Consider the following 22,994-nt stretch of genomic DNA (forward strand, 5'->3'; position numbering starts at 1 on the left):
CCGGCCCCCACGGCCCGTACATGCAGATCGGCGCGGCCGAATCCGGCCGCTACGGCCCGCACGCGCAGACGGGCGCGGCCAAGGTCGGGGCTCCGCCGGCCCGCATGTGCAGATCGCCGCGGCCAAACCGCCCCTACGGGCAGATCGCCGCGGCCAAATCCGGCTCGGACGGCCCGCACGTGCAGACGGGCGTGGCCAAGGTCCGGCCCCAAAACGGCCCGCACGTGCAGATTGGCGCGGCCAAAACCCGGCCCCCACGGCCCGCACGTGCAGACGGGCCGCGGCCAAAAATCCAGCCCCGCCGGCGTTTGAGGCGCGGGGGTCCGGGGGCTGGGCCCCGGGAGCGGGGCACTGCCCACCCACGGAGGGCAGTGCACCACACCCCCAGCCCGCAGGCCGGGGCTCCGGGATGCCGGCCCGGGGGGACCCGGCCCCGCTGCGCGGAGCGCTACCGCGCGGACCGCTCCCGCCACGGCAGCTCCGCCGTGACCACGGTCCCCGCCCCCACGGGCGACTCGACCACCAGCACCCCGTCCACCGCGTCGAGCCGCACACCCAGTCCCGCCAGCCCCGACCCGGCCAAAGCGTTCGCGCCGCCGCGCCCGTCGTCCGACACCCGGATCAGCAGCCGCCCGTCGGCGGAGCCACCCGTGCGCCACACCTCGACCTCCGCGCACCGCGCCCCCGGCCCGGCGTGCTTGCTCACGTTCTGCAGCAGCTCCGAGACCACGAAGTACGCGATCCCCTCGATCGCCTCCGCCGGCCGCGCCGGCAGATCCACCGCCACCTTCACGGGGACCAGGCACCGCGAGGCCACCGAGGACAGCGCCGCGTCCAGCCCCCGGTCGGTCAGCACCGCCGGGTGGATCCCGCGGGCCAGGTCGCGGAGCTCCTGGAGGGCGATCTTCACCTCTCCGTGCGCCTCGTCCACCATCGCCGCCGCCCCCTCGGGGTCCTCCAGCAGCTTCTCCTTGGCCAGGCCCAGCCCCATCGCCAGCGCCACCAGCCGGGCCTGCGCCCCGTCGTGCAGGTCCCGCTCGATGCGCCGCAGGTCCGCCGCCGCCGTGTCGACCACGACACCGCGGTCGGACTCCAGCTCGGCGATGCGCCGCTCCAGTTCGTCGGAGGGCGACAGCAGGCCCCGTACCATCGCCCGGTCCACGTTCGCGAGCCCGCGGACCACCCACGGCAGCACCGGCCACAGCACGAACAGCCCGGTCAGTGCCACACTGAAGGTGAGGACCGCCCACGGCAGCCGGATCAGCTCGAACAGCACGGTCCGCCACGCCACCGGGTCCTTGAGGCTCGCCCACAGCCAGGGGAAGAACCCGCCGGACCGGCCCGGCCCCGGCATCGGCGTCGGCTCATCGACTCGTACGCCCAAGAGGTCGCGGGCCCGCGCCCGTTCCAGCCGTCCCAATTGGCGAGACATGAACAGACCACATGCGAACAGCGGAAGACCGATGGCGGTCACCGACAGACCGCCCGCGGTCGCCACCATCACCACCGTGTAGACGAACCCGATGAGGGCGGCGGGCAAATTGCTCAGCAGGTAGGCGATTTCCTTCCACGTCACGGCATCGAGGGCTGCGCGTACGGGAGGAGGAGCGCCGTCGTCGGGGGTGTGCTTGCTCGCGGTCATGCGCCCACCCTGTCAAGCGCCGGGGCCCGATGCCATGGGGTAGCCGGGCCGAGGTAAACGGGGGATAACCCCACCCCGTGGACCCCAGGCCCTAGACTCCCGTCCGTACCAGATCAACCTGATCGTCGACAGTGGCCGAGGAACGAGGAACGGACGTGCCCGAACCAACGGTATCGACCGTAACCGTGCTCGCAGCGGACTACTTCCGTACGTATTCGGTCGTCGGCCTCCTGGCCGCGCTCGGCGTGCTCTTCGTATCGGTGGCGTTCGGCGCCAACCGCCTGCTGAGCCCGTCCGTCCCGACCCGCGAGAAGCTGCTGACCTACGAGTGCGGCGTGGACCCGGTCGGCGAGGGCTGGGCGCACACCCAGGTCCGCTACTACGTCTACGCCTTCCTCTACGTCATCTTCGCCGTCGACTCGATCTTCCTCTTCCCCTGGGCGACGGTGTTCGCCGCCGCCGGTTACGGCGCCACGACGCTGGTGGAGATGTTCATCTTCCTCGGCTTCCTGGCCGTCGGCCTGCTCTATGCGTACAAGAAGGGCGTCCTCGAATGGCTGTGACCCCGGCCGGTACCCCGGCCGTGCCGTCGGAGCCGCAGCTGCTCCCGGAGCCGAAGCGGCTGGGCGTCCTGTCCCGCCTCGCGCCCGAGCCCATGAAGGTGGTCCTCAACTGGGGCCGCCGCTACAGCCTGTGGGTCTTCAACTTCGGCCTCGCCTGCTGCGCGATCGAGTTCATCGCGGCCTCGATGGCCCGCCACGACTTCATCCGGCTCGGCGTCATCCCCTTCGCGCCCGGCCCGCGCCAGGCGGACCTGATGATCGTCTCCGGCACGGTGACGGACAAGATGGCCCCGGCCGTCAAGCGGCTGTACGAGCAGATGCCCGAGCCCAAGTACGTGATCTCCTTCGGCGCCTGCTCCAACTGCGGCGGCCCGTACTGGGACTCGTACTCGGTGACGAAGGGCGTAGACCAGATCATCCCGGTCGACGTCTACGTCCCCGGCTGCCCGCCCCGCCCCGAGGCGCTGCTGCAGGGCATCCTCAAACTCCAGGAGAAGATCGCCCGCGAATCGCTGGCGGAGCGCTACACGAACACGCCCGCGCCGTCCCCGGCACAACTCACGAGCGGCCTGATCTCCCCTCCTCCTGCTCCCGGGGCGGACGCGTGAACCTCTACGACTCCCTCCCCGACGCGGCGGGAACGGTCTTCGGCGAGGAAGCCGTCGGCTCCTTCGCCTACTCCGTCCTCACGGTCGACGTCCCCACCGCGAGCTGGATCCCCGCACTGGAGATCGCCCGCGACAAGCTGGGCTGCACCTACTTCGACTGGCTGAGCGCGGTGGACGAGCCGGGCACGGGCTTCCGCATCTGCGCGCACGTCGTCTCCCTGGAGAACCACCGCGTACGCCGCCTCCTGCTGCGGACCACCGTCCCGCACTCGGCGCCCTCCCTGCCGTCGGCCGTCGCCGTCTACGCCGGCGCCGAATGGCACGAGCGCGAGACCTTCGAGATGTTCGGGGTCGTCTTCACGGACCACCCGAACCTGGTTCCGCTGCTCCTCCCCGAGAACTTCGAGGGCCACCCGCTGCGCAAGGACTTCGTCCTCGCGGCACGCGTCGCCAAGGCCTGGCCGGGCGCGAAGGAGCCGGGCGAGGCGCACGACCCGGACGCCCCGAAGCGCCGCCAGATGCTCCCCCCGGGCGTACCGGACCCCAACGACTGGGGCCCGATGAAGGGCCAGCTCCCCCCGGCCCCCGCCCGCCCCGCCCGCACCCCCCGCGCGGCGGCCGGCGCTGCCGCCGACCGCCCCGCCCGCACCCCGCGCGCGGCGGCCGGCGCCCCCGGCGACCGCCCGGCCCGCACCCCCCGCGAAGGCACCCCGCCCTCGCCGGCCTTGACCGAAGCCCCGGCGACCTCGGCTGAAGCGCCCCCGGCCCGTCCGGTACGCCGCTCCCGCTCGGTCACGGACGGCTCCGCGAGCCAGGCACAAGCCTCGCCCACGGCAACCACCCCGACGCCGGCGGCGGCCACGCCGACCCCTCCGGCGGCCACCTCGGCTCCGGCGGCGGCCACCTCGGCTCCTACGGCAGCCGCCCCGACGCCCACGGCAGCCGCCCCGGCTCCGGCGGCAGCCGCCCCGGCTCCGGCGGAAGCCACCCCGGCCCCTACGGCGGCCACCCCGACTCAGGCAGCGGCCACCTCGGCTCCCACGGCAGCCGCCCCGGCTCCGGCGGCAGCCGCCCCGGCTCCGGCGGCGGCCACCCCGGCCCCTACGGCGGCCACCCCGGCGGCCTCAACCGAGGCGGCCCCGGCGGCAGCGACGCCGGCCGAAGCGAGCCCGGCCCCCGCCGAGGCGGCCCCGGGCCGCCCGGTGCGCCGTACCCGCTCGGCTTCCGAAGGCTCGGCGAGCCAGGCGGAGGCCCCGGCCGACGCAGCGGGCACCCCGGAGGCGGAGCCGGGCACGGGTGGAACCCCTGCCCGCGCGCCGCGCCGTACCCGCTCGGTCGCGGATGGCTCCGCGAGCCAGGCCGCGGCTCCGGCCGAAGCCGAGGGCACGCCCGCGGCGGAACCGCAGCCCCCCGCGCGCCCGGTGCGCGGCAGCACGGACGCCCCCTGGCACAACCCGAAGCCCGCCTTCGACACCCCTACGGCCGCTCCGGCGACCCCGGCCGCTCCGGCCCCCCTGGCCGAACCGGCCGCTCCGGCCGAACCGGCCGAACCGGCCACCCCGGCCGAACCGGCTGCTTCGGCCACCTCGGCCGATCCGGTCGACCAAGCGGCTTCGGCCGCTCCGGCGGCTCCGGCCACGGCTGAACCGCCCGCTCCGGCGACCCCGCCCGCTCCGGCGGACCAGGCCGCCCCGGCCGACGCCCCGGCGGGCTCCGCCGAGTCCGAGCAGGAGCCCGGCCCCGAGTCCAAGTCCGCCCCCAAGACGGACCCCTCGGACACGGACCCCACCCCCAACGACCCCACCGGAGGCGCCGCGTGAACGACGTCCTCGACGTCGCCCTGCGGCTGATCGTCGTCTTCGCCGTCTTCCTCGTGCTCCCGCTCGTCGTCGGGCAGACCGAGCACAAGGTGATGGCCCACATGCAGGGCCGCCTCGGCCCCATGTACGCCGGCGGCTTCCACGGCTGGGCCCAGCTCGTCGCCGACGGAGTCAAGTTCGCGCAGAAGGAAGACATCGTCCCGGCCAACGCCGACCGCCGCGTCTTCCAGATGGCCCCCGCCGTCGCGCTGCTCCCGTACCTCCTCGTCCTCCTCGTCATCCCCATCGGCCCCGGCGAAGGCGCCGTCGGCCAGGTCATCGACGCCGGGGTCTTCTTCGCGCTCGCCGTCATGGGCGTCGGCGTGCTCGGCTCGCTGATGGCCGGCTGGGCCTCCGCGAACAAGTTCTCCCTCCTCGGAGGCCTCCGCACCGCCGCCCAGCTGCTCGCCTACGAGCTCCCCATGCTGCTCACGGCGGCCTCGGTCGCCATGGCCGCCGGAACGGTGTCGCTCCCCGGCATCGTCGGTGCCTTCGAGTGGTGGTGGCTGCCCTGGCAGATCGTCGGCGGGCTCGTCTTCTTCACCGCCGGCCTCGCCGAACTCCAGCGGCCACCCTTCGACATGCCCGTCGCCGACTCCGAGATCATCTTCGGCGCGTACACCGAGTACACCGGCCTGCGCTTCGCGCTGTTCCTGCTCGCCGAGTACGCCGGCATCGTCGTCCTGTGCGCCCTGACCACCGTCCTCTTCCTCGGCGGCTGGCACGGCCCCTTCGGCGGCGACGACTTCAGCTGGATCTGGACCCTGCTCAAGATCGCCGCGCTCTCCTTCGTGGTGATCTGGCTCCGCGTGAGCTACCCGCGGCTGCGCGAGGACCAGCTCCAGAAGCTCGCCTGGACCGTACTCATCCCGCTCGCGCTCGCCCAGATCGCGCTCACCGGCATCGTGAAGGTGGCGATCCAGTAAATGCCTCCCATCCCCGGCTCCGGCCTCGCCAAGGGCCTGGCCGTCACGCTGCGCACGATGACGAAGCGCTCGCACACCGCCCAGTACCCCGAGGTGCAGCCCGAACTCCCGCCGCGCTCGCGCGGGGTCATCGGCCTGTTCGAGGAGAACTGCACGGTCTGCATGCTGTGCGCGCGCGAGTGCCCCGACTGGTGCATCTACATCGACTCCCACAAGGAGACGCTCCCGGCCGCCGCCCCCGGTGGCCGTGAGCGCAGCCGCAACGTCCTCGACCGCTTCGCCATCGACTTCTCCCTCTGCATGTACTGCGGCATCTGCATCGAGGTGTGCCCCTTCGACGCGCTGTTCTGGTCGCCGGAGTTCGAGTACGCCGAGACCGACATCCACGAACTGACCCACGAGCGCGACAAGCTGCGCGAGTGGATGTGGACCGTCCCGGCCCCGCCCGCCCTGGACCCGGCCGCCGAGGAGCCCAAGGAAATCGCGGCCGCCCGCAAGGCCGTGGAGAAGGCGGAGACCGCAGCCGCGGCAGCCGCCGCTGCCGCAGCCGCCGAGTCGAACCCCGACACCACGGCCCAGGACCCGGCCCAGCCCCAGGACCCGGCCCCGGAAGGAGACGCGTGATCACCGCAGCCGCCCAAGGCAACGGCTTCCTCTCCCCGACCGGCGTCGAGATCGCCTTCGTCCTCGTCGGCCTCGCCACCCTCGGCGCGGCCGCCGTCACGGTCACCACCAAGCAGCTCGTGCACGCCGCCCTGTGGCTGGTCGTCGCGCTCGGCGGGATCGCCGTCGAGTACCTGCTGCTGACCGCCGAGTTCATCGCCTGGGTCCAGGTACTGATCTACCTCGGTTCCGTGGTCGTCCTCCTCCTCTTCGGGCTGATGCTCACCAAGGCCCCCATCGGCCGCTCACCGGACGCCGACTCCGGCAACCGCCTGGTCGCGCTCGGCGTCGCCCTCGTCGCGGCCGCCGCGCTCGTCTGGGTGGTCGTCGACGCCTTCCGCACCACCTGGATCGACCTCGACGGTCCCGCCCAGGGCTCCACCAAGGTCTCCGGAGAGATCCTCTTCCGGCACTGGGTGCTGCCGTTCGAGGCGCTCTCCGTCCTCCTCCTCGCGGCCCTGATCGGCGCCATCGTGCTGTCCCGCAAGGACACCCCCGACACCGCGGCGTCCGCCGCCGCGACCCCCGGCGCGCCCGCCACAGACAAGAAGGGGCAGCGCTGATGCACCTCGCCTACCCCGCCGTGCTGGCGGCGCTCCTCTTCTGCACGGGCCTGTACGGAGTGCTCGCCCGCCGCAACGCCATCCTGGTCCTGATGTCCGTCGAGCTGATGCTCAACGCCGTCAACCTCAACCTGGTGGCCTTCGACGTCTGGCTGCGCGACAGCCTGCACGCCGGCCAGGCCCTCACCCTCTTCACCATCGCCATCGCCGCCGCCGAGATCGGCATCGGCCTCGCGATCGTGCTGATGGTCTACCGCAACCGCGGCACCGCGGACGTCGACCGACTGCGCGACACCGCCGAGGGCCACGAGCCGGACGGCTGGAACCCGGCCGGTGTGAACCCGGACAGCGCGAACCCTGCGACCGGAGCCGCCGCGTGAGCACCCCCACCCTCGCCGTACTGGTCCCCCTCCTGCCCTTCCTGGGCGCGCTGGCGGGACTGCTGCTCGGCCGCACCGCCCCCGGCTTCGTCAAGCCGCTCGCCGTCCTGCCGACGCTGGCCGCCGCAGTCCTCGCGGTCCTGGTCGCCTTCCGCCAGGCCGGCGGCAAGGCGATCGACACGGCGACCGAGCTGACCCCGACCGGCTCGGTGCCCATCGAGCTCTCGCTCCACCTGGACGGCTTCGCCGTCATGGTGGCCGTCCTCGTGGGCGTCGTCGCCACCTGCGTGCAGATCTACTCCACGGCGTACCTGCGCGAGGACCCGCGCTTCCCGTCCTACGCCGCCCTGGTCTCACTGTTCACCTCCGCCATGCTGCTCGTCGTCTACTCCGGCGACCTGATGGTGCTGCTGGTCGGCTGGGAGATCATGGGCATCTGCTCGTACTTCCTGGTCGGCCACTACTGGGAGACCGAGGCGGCCCGCTCCGCCTCCCTGAAGGCCTTCCTCGTCACCAAGCTGGGCGACGTCCCCTTCCTCATCGGTCTGTTCGCGCTCGCCACCGACGCCGGGTCCTTCCGGATCACCAAGATCCTGGGCACCGTCGCCGCGGGCGGGCTCGACCACCCGACACTCATCGCGCTCCTCCTGCTGGCCGGAGTCGCGGGCAAGTCCGCGCAGTTCCCGCTGCACACCTGGCTTCCGGACGCCATGGCCGGCCCCACCCCGGTCTCCGCACTGATCCACGCCGCGACGATGGTCGCCGCCGGTGTCTACTTCGTGGCCCGCCTCCTCCCCGTCTTCGCGGCCTCCCGGGCCGCGCTGGTGGTCCTGGCCGTCATGGCGGCCGTCACGATGGTCGGCTCCGCCCTCGCCGCCCTGGCCCAGGACGACATCAAGCGGGTCCTCGCCTACTCCACGATCGGCCAGCTCGGCTACATGACCGGGGCCCTGGCCGTCGGCGACCGTGCGGCCGCCGTCTTCCACCTCCTGTCCCACGGCGCCTTCAAGGCGCTCCTGTTCCTCGGCGCCGGCGTGATCATCCACGCCGCGGGGACGAACTCCCTCGCCGCCATGTCCCGCATGGACGGCCTGGCCAAGCGCATCCCCGACGCCTTCTGGACGATGACGATCGCGCTGCTCGCGCTCGCCGCCTTCCCGCCCTTCGCCGGCTTCTTCTCCAAGGAAGCCGTCCTCGTCGCAGCCGAGCACACCGCCGGCGGCCACTCGGAGTTCGCCCCGAGCGCGGCCGGCTGGGTGGTCCTCGTCGCCGGCGTGCTGACCGCCCTGCTCACCGCCGCCTACGCCACCCGGCTGTGGCTGATGGCCTTCCGCGGCCGGGGTGCGGCCGCACCCGACCACGGCAAGGAGCCCGTCGCCATGACCGGCGTGCTGTGGCTGCTGGCCGTCCCGTCCATCGGCTTCGGCCTGCTGGCGGGCCCCCTCGCCGACTTCCCCCTCGCCGACTTCTTCGACGGCCGCGAGCTCACCCCGTCGCTGACGACCTCGGTCCTCGGCACGGGCGCCGCCGCCGTCGGCGCGGTCCTCACCTACGCCCTGTGGCAGCGCGCCCAGGCCCAGGCCGCCCTGGCCCAGGCCGCCCTGGCCCCGTCCGGAGCAGGCGCCGCCGTCGCCACCACCGGAGCGCCCGGCTCCGCCGCAGTGCCCGACGCCGTGTCCGCGGCCGTCGTCGCCGCCGAGTCCGCCGCCGAGGCCCCCGAAGTCGCCGAGGTCACCCACGACCACCCCGTCGTCCCGGCCGGCCCCGCCGCCGACCCCGGCCGCGCGCTGCTCGGCCCGCTGCACCGGCACGCCGCCGTCGGCTTCCACCTCGACGCCGTCTACGACCGCCTGTTCGTCCGCCCCGTCCGAGCCGCCGCAGCCCTCGTACGCTTCCTCGACCGCGAGGTGGTGGACTCGTACGTCCGTGGCGCGGGCCTCGGCCCCCGGCTGCTCGGCGGCCTCGTACGCCGCGGCCAGACCGGCAACGTGCAGAGCTACCTGAGTGCCCTGCTCGCCGGCGCCGTGGTCCTGGCGATCGCCACCGCCGTCCTCGCCAACGTCAACGCCGGATCGTGAGCCGTGAGTCAGCCGTGATTGATATCAGCCCGTCCGTGATGCAGTTCCTTCTGGCGTTCGTCGTGGCCGGACCCCTCGTCGGCGCGGTCGCCGCCCTCCTGCCGGCCCCGCCCGGACTGAAGGGCAAGAGCCCCGAACAGGCCGTCCTGCGCCACGGCGTGACCGTGACCGGTGCCATCCTCGCCGCGGCGATCGTCCTCGCCGTGGGGTTCGACCACGACGCCCCGTCCCGCTTCCAGGCGACGACGGACATCAGCTGGATCCAGGCGCTGAACGTCCGGATCCACCTCGGCATCGACGGCATCTCGCTCCCCCTCCTCCTGATGACCGCGCTGCTGTTCTTCCTCTGCGCGCTCTACAGCTACTTCAAGCTCCCCGCGGGCCCCTCCGCGAAGGCCTTCGTCGCCCTGCTCCTGGTCCTGGAGTCGGGCACCCTCGCCACCTTCGCCGTCCTGGACCTGCTGCTGTTCTTCCTCGCCTTCGAGATGGTCCTCATCCCGATGTACTTCCTCATCGCCCGCTGGGGCGGTGCTCAGCGGCAGGCCGCCGCCTGGAAGTTCATCCTCTACACGCTCCTCGGCTCCGTCGTCATGCTGCTCGGTCTGCTGCTGATCGGACTGAACAGCGGCACTTTCGACATGGTGGCACTCGCCTCTGACAATGGCCGCGAACTGTCCCACACCACCCAGGTCCTGGCCGTTCTGGCCATCGGGATCGGCCTCGCCGTGAAGACCCCGATGTGGCCGCTGCACAGCTGGCTGCCGGACGCCCACACCGCCGCACCCACCGTCGGTTCCGTCCTCCTCGCAGGCGTCCTGCTGAAGATGGGCACCTACGGGTTCGTCCGGATCCTGCTGCCCGCCACCCCCGACGGCATGGCCACCTTCGCCCCGTACCTGGGCGCCTTCGCCGCCGTGGGCATCGTCTACGGGTCCCTGGCCTGCCTCGCCCTCGCCCGCAAGGGCAACAAGGGCGACCTCAAGCGCCTCATCGCGTACTCCTCCGTCGGCCACATGGGCTTCGTGCTGCTCGGAATCGCGTCCATGACACCCACCGGGGTCAACGGCGCGCTGTTCGCCAACGTCGCGCACGGCCTGATCACCGGCCTCCTCTTCTTCCTGGTCGGCGCCCTCAAGGACCGCTACGGCACGGCCGACCTCGACACCCTCGCCGGAGCCACCGGCGCGGCCCTCTACGGCCGCGCCCCCCGCTTCGGCGCCCTCCTCGCCTTCGCCGCCATCGCCTCGCTCGGCCTCCCCGGCCTGGCCGGTTTCTGGGGCGAGATGCTGGCCCTCTTCGGCGCGTTCGACCCCGCCGAGGGCCTGTCGCGGCCCGCGTTCCTCACGTACATGTCCGTCGGCGCGTTCGGCACCCTGCTCACCGCCGCCTATCTTCTGATCGTCGTACGGCGGGTGTGCATGGGCGACCCGAAGGCCGCGCGCGAAAGCGCCGCCGCCCCCGTGGTCCTCGCGGACATCCAGCGCTACGAGTACGCCGCCTGGACCCCGCTCGTCGCCCTCACGCTCCTCGCCGGCCTGTGGCCCGCGGTCCTCCTCGGCCTCACCGACCCGGCCGTCCAGAAGCTCCTCGCGGGAGGGAACTCATGACGGTCCTTCGCCCCACCATCACCACCGCCATCGCCGCCGCAGACGGCCCCAGCATGGTCCAGTCCGTCGACTGGCTCGCCATCGCGCCGGTCGTCATCACCGCCGCCGTCGGCCTCCTCGTGCTGGTCGCCGACCTCTTCCTGCCGGAGCACCGCAAGCCGCTGCTCGGCTGGATCTCCGTCGCCGGACTGGCCGCCGCGACCGCCACCCTGCTGCCGCTGCGCGCAGGCGACCGCACCACCTTCTGCCTGACCGGACCCGGTACGGCGGACCCCGGCGCGTGCAGCTACGCCGCCGACCACTTCGCGCTCGTCGTCCAGTTCCTCGTCCTGGGCGGCGCCCTGGTCACCGCCCTGCTGTCGGTCACGGCCGTCCGCGAGGCGCGCATGCCGGCCGGTGAGTACTGGTTCCTGCTGCTCTCCTCCGCCGCCGGCGCGGCCCTGCTGCCCGCCTCCCGCGACCTCGCCACCCTGATCGTCGCCCTCGAAGTCGCCTCGCTGCCCGCCTTCGCCCTCGTCGGCATGCGGCGCGGCGACCGGCTCTCCTCCGAGGCCGCCCTCAAGTTCTTCCTGTCCTCCGTCACCGCCACCGCCGTGTCCCTGATGGGCGTCAGCTTCGTCTACGCCGCCACCGGCTCCCTGCACCTCACCCAGGTCGCCGACCGGCTCGGGAACGTCCCCGGGCAGCTCGACACCCTCGCCATGGCCGGCGTCGCGCTCACCCTGGTCGGCTTCGCCTTCAAGACGGCCGCCGTCCCCTTCCACTTCTGGGTCCCGGACACCTACGTGGGCGCCCCGCTGCCCGTCGCCGGATACCTGTCGGTCATCGGCAAGGCCGTCGGCTTCACCGGCCTCGTCCTCGTCACCGTGATCGCCTTCCCCGCGTACTCCGACGTCTGGGGCCCGGCCCTCGCCGTCCTCGCCGCGCTCACCATGACCCTCGGCAACGCGGCGGCCCTGCGCCAGTCCGCCGACCGTCCCGGCGGCGCCGTACGGCTGCTCGCCTGGTCCTCCGTGGGCCAGGCCGGCTACCTGCTGGTCCCGATCGCGGCCGCCGCCTACGCCGGCCGCGACCAGATCGGCTCCACCGTCGCCTACGCCCTCATGTACGCCGCCGTGAACCTCGGCGCCTTCGCCGTGGCCGCCCTGGTGGCCCGTACGAAGCCCCTGCACCGGCTCTCCGACTACCGGGGCCTGTACTCCGAGAGCCCGCTCGCCGCCCTCGCGATGGCCTTCTTCCTGCTCTGCCTGGCCGGTCTGCCGCCGGGCATCATCGGGCTCTTCGCGAAGGTCACCGTCTTCCGCTCGGCGGTCGACGCGGGGCTGGGCTGGCTCGCCGTGGTCATGGCCGTCAACGTCGTCATCGCGCTGTACTACTACCTGCGCTGGACCGCCCTGCTCTTCCGCGCCCCCGACGGGGACGCGGCCCGGGAGGGCGCCCAGGAGGGCGCGCAGCCCCGTACGAGGGCCCCCTGGCCGGTCACGGCGGCCATCGTGCTCACCGCCGCCACCGCCCTGGTCCTCTCCGGCGCCCCGCAGCTCGTCCTGCGCTTCGCCACGGGCAGCCTCTTCCCGCTGTAGAGCCGCGCCGGAGCGCAGCCGGAGCCGTGCCAGAGCCCTGCCAGAGCCCTGTGAGGGCCCGGTCAGGGCCCCGTCGGAGCCGTGGCCCGCCCCGCGCCCGTAACCCGTACGGCCTAACCTCCATCGCGCCCGCCGCGACCCCGCCCCCCGGTCCACCGGGGCGGCGGGGACGGGCGCGCCCGGGGAACCTGCCGCGCTCACCTCGCGTTGACCAGGAAGGAAGGGTCCACTGGACCGTAGGCCCTCCGATCCCCAGATCCTGGACGGGTTCCCCTGCCGCACCACTTGGAGGGCGCACCGTGCACCGCCGGCACAACGGGCTGAAGACCGCCGTACTCCTCGGTGGTCTGTCGGCCCTCATCATCCTCATCGGAAGCTTCTTCGGCCGGGGCGGCCTGATCGTCGCCGTCCTCGTGGCCCTGGGCACCAACGCGTACGCGTACTGGAACAGCGACAAGCTGGCCCTGCGCGCGATGCGGGCACGCCCCGTCAGCGAGTTCGAGGCACCCGAGCTCTACCGGATGGTGCGCGAGCTCTCCACGTCCGCGCGCCAGCCCATGCCCCGGCTCTACATCTCCCCGACGGAGGCCCCCAACGCCTTTGCCACCGGCCGCAACCCGCGCAACGCCGCGGTCTGCTGCACCGAGGGCATCCTGCGCATACTCGACGAGCGCGAGCTGCGCGGGGTCATCGGCCACGAGCTCAGCCACGTCTACAACCGCGACATCCTCATCTCGTCCGTGGCGGGCGCCCTCGCCTCCGTGATCATGTTCCTGGTCAACTTCGCCTGGCTGATCCCCATCGGCCGCTCCAACGACGACGAGGGCCCGGGGCTCTTCGGCATGCTGCTGATCATGATCCTGGGCCCGCTGGCGGCCTCCGTGATCCAGCTCGCCATCAGCCGCTCGCGCGAGTACGAGGCGGACGCCTCCGGGGCCCAGCTCACCGGGGACCCGCTCGCCCTCGCCAGCGCCCTGCGCAAGCTGGACGCCGGCACCAAGCAGCTCCCGCTGCCGGCCGAGCCGCGACTGGAGGCCGCGAGCCACATGATGATCGCCAATCCCTTCCGCCCCGGCGAAGGATTGTCCAAGATGTTCTCCACGCATCCCCCGATGGCCGAGCGCATCGCCCGGCTCGAACAGTTGGCAGGCCGAAGTCAGTGAAGACCATCCTGAACCTCATTTGGCTCGTCCTCAGCGGAGTCTGGCTCTTCCTGGGCTACTGCCTGGCGGGTGTGATCCTCTGCATCACCATCATCGGAATCCCCTTCGGCATAGCCGCGTTCCGCATCGCGGTGTACGCCCTGTGGCCCTTCGGGTACACCGCCGTCGAGCGGCGTGACGCGGGCGCCGCGTCCTGCGTCGGGAACGTGCTGTGGCTGGTCCTCGCGGGCTGGTGGCTGGCCCTCGGCCACATCGTCACCGGCATCGCGCTGTGCATCACGATCATCGGCATCCCGTTCGGCATCGCCAACTTCAAGATGGTCCCGCTCTCCCTGCTCCCGCTGGGCCGTGAGATCGTCCCCACGGACGCTCCGTTCGCCTCGCGCTGACCCGCGCCGAGCCCGCATCCGGTTCATCCACTCGTATTAAAGTTCCGGGTTGCTGACGAGTGACGCGGACGAGCGGCACGCACAACGGGCAGGGAAGAACCGATGTCGACTGAGCCCAACCAGCCCTCCGAGCCCTCCGAGCCCTCTGAGTTCTGCGAGCTGCCCACGACCCTCTCGGTGGTCGTGCCGATGTACAACGAGGAGGACGCGCTGCCGGCCCTGGTCGGCAGGCTGCGCCCGGCACTCGACTCCATGGCCGTCCGCTACGAGGTCGTCGCCGTCGACGACGGCAGCAAGGACCGCACCGCGGAACTGCTCACCGAGTTCCAGACCAAATGGCCCGAGCTGCGGATCGTGCGGCTGCGCGGGAACTCCGGCCACCAGGCCGCCCTGACCGCGGGCCTGCACAGCGCCTCGGGCGCGTACGTGGCCAGCATCGACGCGGACCTCCAGGACCCGCCGGAGAAGATCCCGGAGATGCTCGACCTGGCCCGCGCGGACGGCCTCGACATCGTCTACGGGGTCCGGGCCGACCGCAGCACCGACACCGGGTTCAAGCGGCACACGGCCGGTGCCTACTACTGGCTGGTGCGCCGCCTGGTCGGCAAGCAGGTGCCCGCGCAGGCGGGCGACTTCCGGCTGCTGAGCCGCGCGGCGGTCGACGCGGTCAAGGCCATGCCCGACCAGCACCAGGTGTACCGCCTGCTCGTGCCGTGGCTCGGCTTCCCCAGCGGCCAGGTCACCTACCAGCGCGAGGAGCGGGTGGCGGGCGAGACCAAGTACCCGCTGAGCAAGATGCTCAGGCTCGGCGTCGACAGCGTCATCAACTTCTCCGCCGCTCCACTGCGCCTGGCGACCTGGCTGGGCGTGGCAAGCTTCTTCGGCTGCCTGCTGATGGTGGGCGCCACCCTGGCGATCTACCTGAAGGGCCAGACCGTCCCCGGCTGGACCTCGCTGTTCATCGTGATGCTGTTCCTCGGCGGGGTGCAGCTGATCTGCGTCGGCCTGCTCGGCGAGTACATCGGCCGCATCTACACGGCGGTGCAGCGCCGGCCCACCTTCTTCGTCGGGTACGACTCGCACGCCGCGGCGGCGCGGAACCCGGAACGCCAAGCGGACTGAGGCCCCCTCCGGCAGCTGCCGGGATCCCTGAAGTCCCAGGTCAGAGGGATTGTCAGTGGGGGGTGTCACTCTGTGTGCATGGATGACACCGAGCAGTTGCTGAAGCAAGTCGCCGGTCGTGCGCACAGCTCCCACCAGGGGCGGTACGCGGCCACCGGCATCCCGCCCGCGCCCCTTCCGGCGCCCCTGGCCACCGCGGAACTGCACCGGGCCGAGGCCGCCCTGGGCTTCGCCCTGCCGCCCCTCCTCGCGGCCCTGCACACCCGGGTCGCGGACGGCGGCTTCGGCCCGGAGAACGGCCTGCTGTCCCTGGAGCGCGCCGTCGCCGAGTACACCGCGATGCGCGCGTCGGCCTGGCGCTGGCCCGAGGGCGTCCTGCCCATAGCCGACTTCGGCTGCGCCCTGCGCGCCTGCGTGGACTGCCGCTCGGCAACCGCCCAAGTCCTGCTGTTCGAACCGAACTCGGGCGACCCCGACCTCGCCTGGTTCCTCGAATCGCCCGCGCTCGCCGACTGGTTGCGCGGCTGGCTCGACGGCAGCGCCTGGTTCAGCGAGGAATCGGGCGCGGGGGAGGAGTGGGACCTGGAGCTGACCCCCTGGGCAGGCTTCAGAGCCCGGGTGTGAGCCGCCGGCGCACGCCGTAGGCCAGCGCGCCCAGCGCCAGCACCGAGGCCCCCGCGACCGTCGACGCGGCGGGCAGCGCGCAGGCCAGCACCACACAGCCGGACAGCCCCACCGCTGCCACGGCCCGGCCCTTGACACCTGAATCGAGAGTCCACGCGGAGGCGTTCGCGATCGCGTAATAGGCGAGCACGCCGAAGGAGGAGAAGCCGATCGCGCCCCGCAGATCGGTGGTGGCCGCGAGCACCGCCACCACCGCGCCCACCGCCAGCTCGGCGTGGTGCGGCACCTGATGCCGCGGATGTACGGCGGCCAGCGCGCGCGGCAGATGGCCGTCCCCGGCCATCGCCAGGGTGGTCCGCGACACCCCGAGCACGAGCGCCAGCAGCGAGCCCAGCGCCGCCAGGGCCGCGCCCACCCGGACGACGGGAGTCAGCCCGGGCCAGCCGGCCGCGCGCACGGCATCGGCCAGCGGAGCCGCCGACCGCCCCAGCCCGTCGGCTCCGAGCACCGACAGCGCCGCCACCGAGACCGCGGCGTAGACGAGCAGGGCGATCCCCAGGGCGAGGGGAACCGCCCGCGGGATCGTGCGCTCCGGATCACGCACCTCCTCGCCCAGGGTGGTGATCCGGGCGTAGCCCGCGAAGGCGAAGAACAGCAGCCCGGCGCCCTGGAGCAGCCCGGCGGCGGCCCAGTCCGAGCCGCCGAGACGGCCGGCGTCGGCCGCGCCGGAGGACAGGCACGCCACGACGACCCCGGCCAGGACGGCCAGCACCACCGCCACGATCACCCAGGCGATCCGGGCGGACTTCTGCACCCCGCCATAGCTCGCGGCGGTCAGCGCCACCACTGCCGCCACGGCCACCGCGTGCTGCTGCCCGGGCCACGCGTAGGCCCCGACCGTGAGGGCCATCGCCGCGCAGGAGGCGGTCTTGCCGACGACGAAGCCCCAGCCGGCCAGATATCCCCAGAAGGGCCCGAGCCGTTCGCGCCCGTACACGTAGGTGCCGCCCGAGGAGGGATAGCGGGCGGCCAGCCGCGCCGAGGAGTGCGCGTTGCAGTAGGCCACCAGGGCCGCGAGCGCGAGCGCCGCGAGGAGCGCCCCGCCCGCCGCACGCGCCGCCGGGGCCAGTGCGGCGAAGATCCCGGCGCCGATCATCGCGCCGAGCCCGACGACGACCGCGTCGAAGACGCCCAGGGTGCGCTTCATCTCGTTACTCGTGGCGTTCACGGCCGGAGGGTATCCGGGTTAGGTGACGCCTTCCCTGCCGGGGACCGGCGTGCGGCTGCGCTCCCAGCCGTCCAGCGCGGTCAGGCAGGCGTGGTCGAGGTGGCGCAGCCCGCTCAGGTCGAGGCGGACGGCGCCGCCGCGGGGGAGCGCGTCCAGCTCGTCGAGCAGTTTGGGCAGCCGCAGGAAGCTGGCGTTCCCCAGGATCCGCACGCGCAGTTCGTCGCCCTCCCACACGGGCTCGATGTGGACGTGGGAGGTCTCCCAGGCCGCCTTGGCGACGGCGAGCCCCAGGCCGGCGAGCACTCCCTCGAAGAGGTTCGTGGCGACGATCGCCGAGGCCGTCGCCACCAGGACGACCGCCTCGCCCCGGTGCGACCGCCACAGGGCGGCCACCGCCCGCACCGGCAGCAGCTTCCAGCCGGCGTGCAGCAGTACCCCGGCCAGCGCGGCGAGCGGGACGGACTCCAGCAGCCCGGGGACGGCCACGGCGAACAGCAGCAGCCAGCCGCCGTGCAGGATCCGGGAGGCCCGGGTGCGGGCGCCGGCCTCGACGTTGGCGGCGCTGCGGACGATGACGGCGGTCATCGGCAGGGCCCCGAGCAGCCCGCAGAGGGTGTTCCCGACGCCCTGGGCGACCAGTTCGCGGTCGTAGTCGGTCCGGTCCCCGTCGTGCATGCGGTCCACGGCGGCGGCACTGAACAGCGTCTCGGCGGAGGCGATCAGCGCGAGCGCGACCACGGTCCCGACGGCCCCCACGGAGGCCAGCACTCCGAAGTCCTCCCAGCCGGGCGGGGTCACGGCCGCCAGGACGCCCGTGACCCGGACCCGCTCCACGGGCAGCCGCAGCAGTACGGCCGCGGCGGTCGCGGCCGCGACCCCGACGAGCGCACCCGGCACGAGCCGCAGCCGTGCGGGCATCCGCCGCCAGGCCACCAGGACCGCGACGGTCCCGGCCCCGAGCGCCACGGCGGTCCAGTCGGCGCGCCCGCCGAGCTCCAGGACTCCGGCCAGCTTGTCCAGGGTCCGCGCCGGGGCCTGCGCATCGGCCAGGGCGTACAGCTGACCGGCGATCAGCACGAGTCCGATGCCGGCCAGCATCCCGTGCACGACGGCCACCGAGATCGCCCGGAACCACCGCCCGAGCCGCAGCACTCCCATGCCCAGCTGCACCAGGCCTGCGGCCAGGACGAGTACGCCGAGCGCGGGCAGCCCGTAGGTCCGCACGGCCTCGTAGACGAGCACGGTGAGCCCGGCTGCCGGGCCGCTCACCTGGAGGGAACTGCCCCGGAACCAGCCGGTGACCAGCCCGCCCACCACCCCGGTGAGGATCCCGAGCTCGGCCGGCACCCCGGAGGCGACGGCCACTCCGACGCAGAGCGGTAGCGCGACCAGGGCGACCACCACGGACGCCCCGAAGTCTTCACGTAACGTGCCGGCCCCAGGCATGTGGGAACCCCCTGTCGAGGCGGTGACGGACACCCCTCACCCTGGTGGGCGCACTCCCCGCCGCCCAAGTGCACACGGAGGGCGCCACGAGCGCGTACGCCGCTCACGCCCGGCACTCACCCACCGGGCGCCGGTTCCGCGACACCACCGCGACAACACCGCGACACCGCCGCCGCCGCAACGACCGCGGCCCGGCGGTCCTCGAAGGACCGCCGGGCCGGCGTGCGGGCTGAACCGAGGCCTAAGCCGGTGATCAGCGGTAGTTCACGAACTGGATCGCGAAGTCCAGGTCCTTGCCCTTGAGAAGGGCCTGGACTTCCTGGAGGTCGTCGCGGCTCTTGGAGCTGACGCGCAGCTCCTCACCCTGGACCTGGGCCTTGACGCCCTTGGGGCCCTCGTCACGGATGATCTTCGCGACCTTTTTGGCGTTCTCCTGGGAGATGCCCTCTTCGATCGTGGCGAAGATCTTGTACTCCTTGCCGGACAGCTGCGGCTCACCGGCGTCGAGCGCCTTGAGGGAGATCCCGCGCTTGACCAGCTTGGTCTCGAAGACGTCCAGGACGGCCTTGACGCGCTCCTCGGAGTTCGCCTCCATCAGGATCTTCTCGCCGGACCAGGCGATGGTGGCGCCGGTGCCCTTGAAGTCGTAGCGCTGCGAGAGCTCCTTGGCGGACTGGTTGAGGGCGTTGTCGACCTCCTGCCGCTCGACCTTCGAGACGATGTCGAAACTGGAGTCGGCCATGTGCTGTGGCTCCTTGAAGTCGGTAGTGACGGCCCCGAAGGGCGCGGCCGGACATCCCCGGACCGCTCCGCAAAGCCTAGCCACCGCGCCCACGTGCGGTGCTGATCAATCCGGTGGCGAAGCACCCCCGGTCATCGGGTATCGTTTACGTCGTTGCCACGGAGCGCCGCCGCAAGGCGGAAAGATGGCAGCGATCTTGGCGGTGTGCCCGAGTGGCCAAAGGGAGCAGACTGTAAATCTGCCGGCTCAGCCTACCCAGGTTCGAACCCTGGCGCCGCCACGCGAGTGAAACCCTCGCTCATTGCAGAAATGCAGTGAGCGGGGGTTTTCTCGTACACCGCACCCCCGCCCACGGAATCCGCTGGCGGCGAAGCGGTCCGGGACGCATGCTGTCCACATGATCAGCATCAGCGGCCGAAAGGGCCATGGCGCGTAAGGCGCCCTCGCGGGTCCGGTCGGACCTGCCACGCCGGACGTCCCGACAGGGCGACCGAGCCGTCGTTCCGGGCGTCTCCTCCCGCACCCTCGTGGAGATCGCCCGCGTCGAACGCCACCGGTACGAGCCGGGCGCGGCCTATCGCGCGCTGTCCGACTGGCGCGCGACGGTGTACGGGCGGGGACCGTCGTGGATCATCTACCCGAGCTGGTACGACGAATGCCCCTGCTGCCAAACCGCCTGGGGCGGGGATCACCGGGAGACCTTGGAGGTCTTCTGCCAGGCCCTGCCCCGGCGCGCCGCGCGGGAGTTGCGGGCCGTGCTCGCGCCGCTCGACGCGCGGTTCCTCGCCCGGACGCTCAATGACCCGTACGCCCCGCCGGGGGATCCGTGGTGGCGGCGCCGGCTGGAGACGGCATGAGGGGCCGGACGGGGCGGGCGCGGGCATGGGGTGAGGCCATCGGGTGGATCGGGCGTACCGATGCGGGGCTCCGGTCGTTCATCCGGCGTGAAATGGACTTCGAACGCGCGCGGAAAGGTCGGCGGCGGGGTGCTCCTCGCCCTGCTCGGAGCGGGGATCCCGGCTCTGGTCGGAGCCGCGCTGAACAGTGATGTGGGGCATCCCTACCAGGAGACCCGGCTCTACTTCGGCACCGAGCGGCCGGACGGCCGTCCACCGGTCGGGGAGCGGGAGTTCATGGGGTTCCTCGAACGGGAGATCACCCCCGCGTTCCCCGAGGGGCTGACCCTCCAGGACGGGCACGGCCAGTGGCAGCGGGACGGGAAGATCATCCGCGAGACCTCGTACGAGGTGGTGCTGCTGTACCCGGAGAAGGAGGCCGACGAGCGCGGCGTGCGCATCGAGCGGATCCGGGAGGCCTACGAGAAGCGGTTCCAGCAGGATTCCGTCGGGCGGTCCGACGACCGGTTGACCGTCGACTTCTGACCGGCCACGGGCCATCGGCCGCCGGCCAGTCCACCGGCCACGGCCACCGGCCACCCGCCACGGCCCCGGCCGGCGGACTGGCCGGTGGCCCTTGGCCTGCTGGTCGCCGCCCCTGCCGCGACCGGTGGCTCGCGACGGGCCGGGGCTCGGGCGGCGGGGCTAGTTGCCCGCCACGTCCTTGACCGCCACCGGGACCGGGGTCGAGCCCGCGATCAGCTCCAGGGTGAGGCCCGCGGTCGCCGGCGTCTCGATCAGTTCGGCGAGCACCGCCGCCACGTCGTCGCGGGTGACCGGCCCGCGGCCCGTCTGCGCCTCCAGGCGGACCAGGCCCGCGCCCTCGTCGTCGGTCAGCGAGCCCGGGCGCAGGATCGTCCACTCCAGACCCAGACGGGTGCGGACGTGCTCGTCGGCCTCGCCCTTGGCGCGGAGGTAGTGGTCGAAGACCTCGTCGCCTTCGCGGCGGGTGTCCGCGCCCATCGAAGAGACCATCAGGAAGCGGCGTACCCGGGCCCGTTCGGCGGCGTCCGCGAACAGCACCGCCGCTCCCCGGTCCACCGTGTCCTTGCGCCCGGCCCCGCTGCCGGGCCCCGCGCCCGCCGCGAACACCGCGGCGTCCGCACCCTGCAGGATGCCCGCCACGTGCTCGACCGACGCCGATTCCAGGTCGCACAGCACCGGTTCGGCACCCGCCTCCCTGAGGGCGTCGCCCTGTGCCGGATCGCGGATGATGCCCGCGACCTCGTACCCGCGCGCGGCGAGCAGGCGCTCCAGCCGCAGCGCGATCTGACCGTGTCCACCCGCGATGACGATGCGCATGACACGACCGTACGACGAGCCGGGCGCCCGCGCCCGGGAACATGCGGTGAACCCTCAGGGACCGGGCTCCATACGGCCCTGCCGGGGCAGGTCCAGGGCCACCGCCACGGCGGAGTCGCAGTACTCCCGTACGGCACTCGTCCGGGCTACCACCCGTCCGCGGTGGATCACGATCCGGCTGTACGCGAGGGACAGCACGCTCGCGATCCGGTCCCCGCGCACGGCGAGCAGCTCGGCCGGGAAGCCGGCCTCCACCCGCACCTCCGGCAGGCCCATCGCCTCGCGGGCGGCGCCGGCGACCGAGTGGTAGGCCTCGGTGGCGCGGAGCCCTCCCTGGGAGGCCAGGAGGTACGCGGCTTCGAGCGGGTCCCCGCGCCCGACCGGGTTGCCCGCGTCGCGCAGGGCCCCGCTGCCGGCCGCGACACGAACCCCGGCGGCGCGCAGCAGCCGTACGGGGGCGGTGCGCAGGCCCCGCCGCTCCAGGGCCGCGCAATCGCCCTGGGGAAGGCAGGTCACCCCTACGCCGGCGGCCGCCAGCTGGTCGGCGGCCCGGGTCGCCACGTCGAGCGGGAGCCGGGACAGCCCGCCGCAGGGCCCGATGGAGACCCCGGGCCGCAGCCCGCCGGCCATGGCCGCGAGCCGGGACAGGCGGGCGGGGTCGTCGCCGTCGGTGTGCAGATCGACGGGGCAGCCGTGCTCGGAGGCGAGTTCGAGTACGGCTTCGAGGAAGCCGGTGGGGTCGGGGTCGAGGTCGGGGCAGCCACCGATGACGGAGGCACCCATCTTCACGGCGTCCCGCAGCATGGCGAGCCCGTCGGCCCCGGCCACCCCGGTCAGCAGCCGAGGAACGGCGACGGTGGTGAGATCGGTGAGCCCGCGCAGGGAGCGGCGGGCCTGGAGCACGGCCTCCAGGGGGCCGAGGCCGTGTACGTCGCCGATGCGCACGTGGGACCGGACGGCCGTGGCACCGTGCCCGAGCTGGAGCAGGGCCGCCTCGGTGGCGCGGCGCTGCACCTCGTCGGGGGAGTAGGAGACGGGTCCCTCGCTGTCCGCGGTCAGGGCGGTGTCCCCGTGGGAATGGGGCTCGGCGGGCGCGGGGAGCAGCAGGTAGCCGGTGAGGTCGACGCGGGCGCCCGCGGCGGCGGGCAGGCTGCCGGCCGTCCCGACGGCCTGGATCCGGCCGCCGCCGAGGCGGACGTCCACGGTGCGGCCGTCGGTGAGGCGGGCGCCGGTGAGGAGCAGGGTGCCGGACTCGGGGGCCACCGGCCCCTGGCTTCCCTGGCTTCCCTGGGTGCCTTCGGGGCCGTGCCCCCGCCCCTGGCCGCTGCCGGGGCGGTTGCGCGGGGACTGGGACGGCTGCTGCGGCGGGCTGTCGGACATCGCGCTCCTGCGGTGGCTCGGGCGGTTTCTGGGGCCGTGGCCGCGGCCCGCGGCCCAAGATCACGCAGCGTGCTCAGAGCCTAGGGGGCAGGGGTGCCCGCTTCGCGGAAGAGGGCAATAGTCGTACCGGTGCGTCTGGGTGGACCGCGCCGGCGAGGCCACCCCGCCGGGCCCGAACCGGAGCCGAACCGAGAGCCCCCTCCGGCGCTCACCCCATGAGCCCCCTCCAAGGC

22 protein-coding genes and 1 tRNA gene are annotated in these 22,994 nt (G+C 73.1%); 17 read left to right on the forward strand and 6 right to left on the reverse strand.

The genetic code is table 11. The annotated features are described in order from the left end of the window. Positions 1-448: 448 nt before the first annotated feature. Positions 449-1,642 carry a sensor domain-containing protein gene (locus MTF69_RS11635; RefSeq protein ID WP_243333293.1) on the reverse strand — a complete coding sequence of 398 codons (1,194 nt, stop codon included), beginning with the start codon at positions 1,640-1,642 and terminating at the stop codon, positions 449-451. A 155-nt stretch (positions 1,643-1,797) separates the two neighbouring features. Here MTF69_RS11635 and MTF69_RS11640 point away from each other — a divergent pair, with 155 nt between their 5' ends. The 14 genes from MTF69_RS11640 to MTF69_RS11705 all read left to right on the forward strand — a co-directional run bounded on the left by MTF69_RS11640 (position 1,798) and on the right by MTF69_RS11705 (position 15,767). Beyond that, positions 1,798-2,205 carry an NADH-quinone oxidoreductase subunit A gene (locus tag MTF69_RS11640; RefSeq protein WP_243333294.1) on the forward strand — a complete coding sequence of 136 codons (408 nt, stop codon included), beginning with the start codon at positions 1,798-1,800 and terminating at the stop codon, positions 2,203-2,205. Then, a complete protein-coding gene (locus MTF69_RS11645; protein WP_243333295.1) occupies positions 2,196-2,813 on the forward strand; it encodes an NADH-quinone oxidoreductase subunit B in 618 nt (205 codons plus the stop codon). Before MTF69_RS11640 ends, MTF69_RS11645 begins: the two co-directional genes overlap by 10 nt. After that, positions 2,810-4,633, forward strand: coding sequence for an NADH-quinone oxidoreductase subunit C (locus MTF69_RS11650; RefSeq protein ID WP_243333296.1), 1,824 nt, complete (start codon positions 2,810-2,812; stop codon positions 4,631-4,633). Before MTF69_RS11645 ends, MTF69_RS11650 begins: the two co-directional genes overlap by 4 nt. Further along, a complete protein-coding gene (locus tag MTF69_RS11655; RefSeq protein ID WP_243333299.1) occupies positions 4,630-5,598 on the forward strand; it encodes a complex I subunit 1 family protein in 969 nt (322 codons plus the stop codon). Before MTF69_RS11650 ends, MTF69_RS11655 begins: the two co-directional genes overlap by 4 nt. Further along, complete coding sequence (locus tag MTF69_RS11660) at positions 5,599-6,222, forward strand: NADH-quinone oxidoreductase subunit I (RefSeq protein ID WP_243333301.1); 624 nt, start codon at positions 5,599-5,601, stop codon at positions 6,220-6,222. Then, positions 6,219-6,824 (forward strand): NADH-quinone oxidoreductase subunit J, encoded by a 606-nt coding sequence (locus MTF69_RS11665; RefSeq protein WP_243333302.1) that lies wholly within the window; start codon positions 6,219-6,221, stop codon positions 6,822-6,824. Before MTF69_RS11660 ends, MTF69_RS11665 begins: the two co-directional genes overlap by 4 nt. Further along, complete coding sequence (gene nuoK, locus MTF69_RS11670) at positions 6,824-7,204, forward strand: NADH-quinone oxidoreductase subunit NuoK (protein ID WP_243333303.1); 381 nt, start codon at positions 6,824-6,826, stop codon at positions 7,202-7,204. The genes MTF69_RS11665 and nuoK overlap by 1 nt, the downstream gene beginning before the upstream one ends. Continuing rightward, on the forward strand, positions 7,201-9,282 hold the full coding sequence (locus MTF69_RS11675) for an NADH-quinone oxidoreductase subunit L (protein ID WP_243333304.1): 2,082 nt from the start codon (positions 7,201-7,203) through the stop codon (positions 9,280-9,282). Before nuoK ends, MTF69_RS11675 begins: the two co-directional genes overlap by 4 nt. Before the next feature lie 38 nt (positions 9,283-9,320). Continuing rightward, positions 9,321-10,889, forward strand: coding sequence for a NuoM family protein (locus tag MTF69_RS11680; protein WP_243333823.1), 1,569 nt, complete (start codon positions 9,321-9,323; stop codon positions 10,887-10,889). After that, a complete protein-coding gene (locus MTF69_RS11685; protein WP_243333305.1) occupies positions 10,886-12,469 on the forward strand; it encodes an NADH-quinone oxidoreductase subunit N in 1,584 nt (527 codons plus the stop codon). Before MTF69_RS11680 ends, MTF69_RS11685 begins: the two co-directional genes overlap by 4 nt. 299 nt (positions 12,470-12,768) lie before the next feature. After that, positions 12,769-13,632: a zinc metalloprotease HtpX gene (gene htpX / locus MTF69_RS11690; protein WP_243333306.1), complete on the forward strand. Its 864-nt coding sequence runs from the start codon at positions 12,769-12,771 to the stop codon at positions 13,630-13,632. Further along, complete coding sequence (locus tag MTF69_RS11695; protein ID WP_243333307.1) at positions 13,629-14,021, forward strand: YccF domain-containing protein; 393 nt, start codon at positions 13,629-13,631, stop codon at positions 14,019-14,021. The genes htpX and MTF69_RS11695 overlap by 4 nt, the downstream gene beginning before the upstream one ends. Positions 14,022-14,123: 102 nt before the next feature. After that, positions 14,124-15,143, forward strand: a complete 1,020-nt coding sequence (locus tag MTF69_RS11700) for a glycosyltransferase family 2 protein (protein ID WP_279345667.1) — start codon at positions 14,124-14,126, stop codon at positions 15,141-15,143. Positions 15,144-15,221: 78 nt separating this feature from the next. After that, positions 15,222-15,767, forward strand: coding sequence for an SMI1/KNR4 family protein (locus MTF69_RS11705; protein ID WP_243333308.1), 546 nt, complete (start codon positions 15,222-15,224; stop codon positions 15,765-15,767). Here MTF69_RS11705 and MTF69_RS11710 read toward each other — a convergent pair. From MTF69_RS11710 to MTF69_RS11720, 3 genes are all read right to left on the reverse strand, one after another. Next, positions 15,751-16,974 carry an APC family permease gene (locus MTF69_RS11710; RefSeq protein WP_243333826.1) on the reverse strand — a complete coding sequence of 408 codons (1,224 nt, stop codon included), beginning with the start codon at positions 16,972-16,974 and terminating at the stop codon, positions 15,751-15,753. The genes MTF69_RS11705 and MTF69_RS11710 overlap by 17 nt on opposite strands. A 39-nt stretch (positions 16,975-17,013) precedes the next feature. Beyond that, positions 17,014-18,441: a SulP family inorganic anion transporter gene (locus tag MTF69_RS11715; protein WP_243333309.1), complete on the reverse strand. Its 1,428-nt coding sequence runs from the start codon at positions 18,439-18,441 to the stop codon at positions 17,014-17,016. Positions 18,442-18,694: 253 nt separating this feature from the next. Next, entirely contained in the window at positions 18,695-19,183 is a 489-nt protein-coding gene (locus tag MTF69_RS11720; RefSeq protein ID WP_243333311.1) for a YajQ family cyclic di-GMP-binding protein, read from the reverse strand. 198 nt (positions 19,184-19,381) lie between these two features. Between MTF69_RS11720 and MTF69_RS11725 the strand changes: the two genes are divergently transcribed. From MTF69_RS11725 to MTF69_RS11735, 3 genes are all read left to right on the forward strand, one after another. After that, positions 19,382-19,463 (forward strand) — tRNA-Tyr (locus MTF69_RS11725). A 145-nt stretch (positions 19,464-19,608) separates the two neighbouring features. Further along, positions 19,609-20,040: a hypothetical protein gene (locus MTF69_RS11730; RefSeq protein ID WP_243333313.1), complete on the forward strand. Its 432-nt coding sequence runs from the start codon at positions 19,609-19,611 to the stop codon at positions 20,038-20,040. 87 nt (positions 20,041-20,127) lie between these two features. Further along, entirely contained in the window at positions 20,128-20,565 is a 438-nt protein-coding gene (locus tag MTF69_RS11735; RefSeq protein ID WP_243333316.1) for a DUF3574 domain-containing protein, read from the forward strand. 159 nt (positions 20,566-20,724) lie between these two features. Here MTF69_RS11735 and MTF69_RS11740 read toward each other — a convergent pair whose 3' ends face one another. Both MTF69_RS11740 and MTF69_RS11745 read right to left on the reverse strand, forming a co-directional pair. Further along, positions 20,725-21,381: an SDR family oxidoreductase gene (locus MTF69_RS11740; RefSeq protein ID WP_243333318.1), complete on the reverse strand. Its 657-nt coding sequence runs from the start codon at positions 21,379-21,381 to the stop codon at positions 20,725-20,727. Positions 21,382-21,435: 54 nt separating this feature from the next. Beyond that, entirely contained in the window at positions 21,436-22,761 is a 1,326-nt protein-coding gene (locus tag MTF69_RS11745; protein WP_243333319.1) for an amidohydrolase family protein, read from the reverse strand. Positions 22,762-22,994: the final 233 nt, after the last annotated feature.

Origin of the sequence: Streptomyces sp. AP-93 (assembly GCF_022808175.1) — a bacterium.
In the GTDB taxonomy this organism is placed as follows: domain Bacteria; phylum Actinomycetota; class Actinomycetes; order Streptomycetales; family Streptomycetaceae; genus Streptomyces.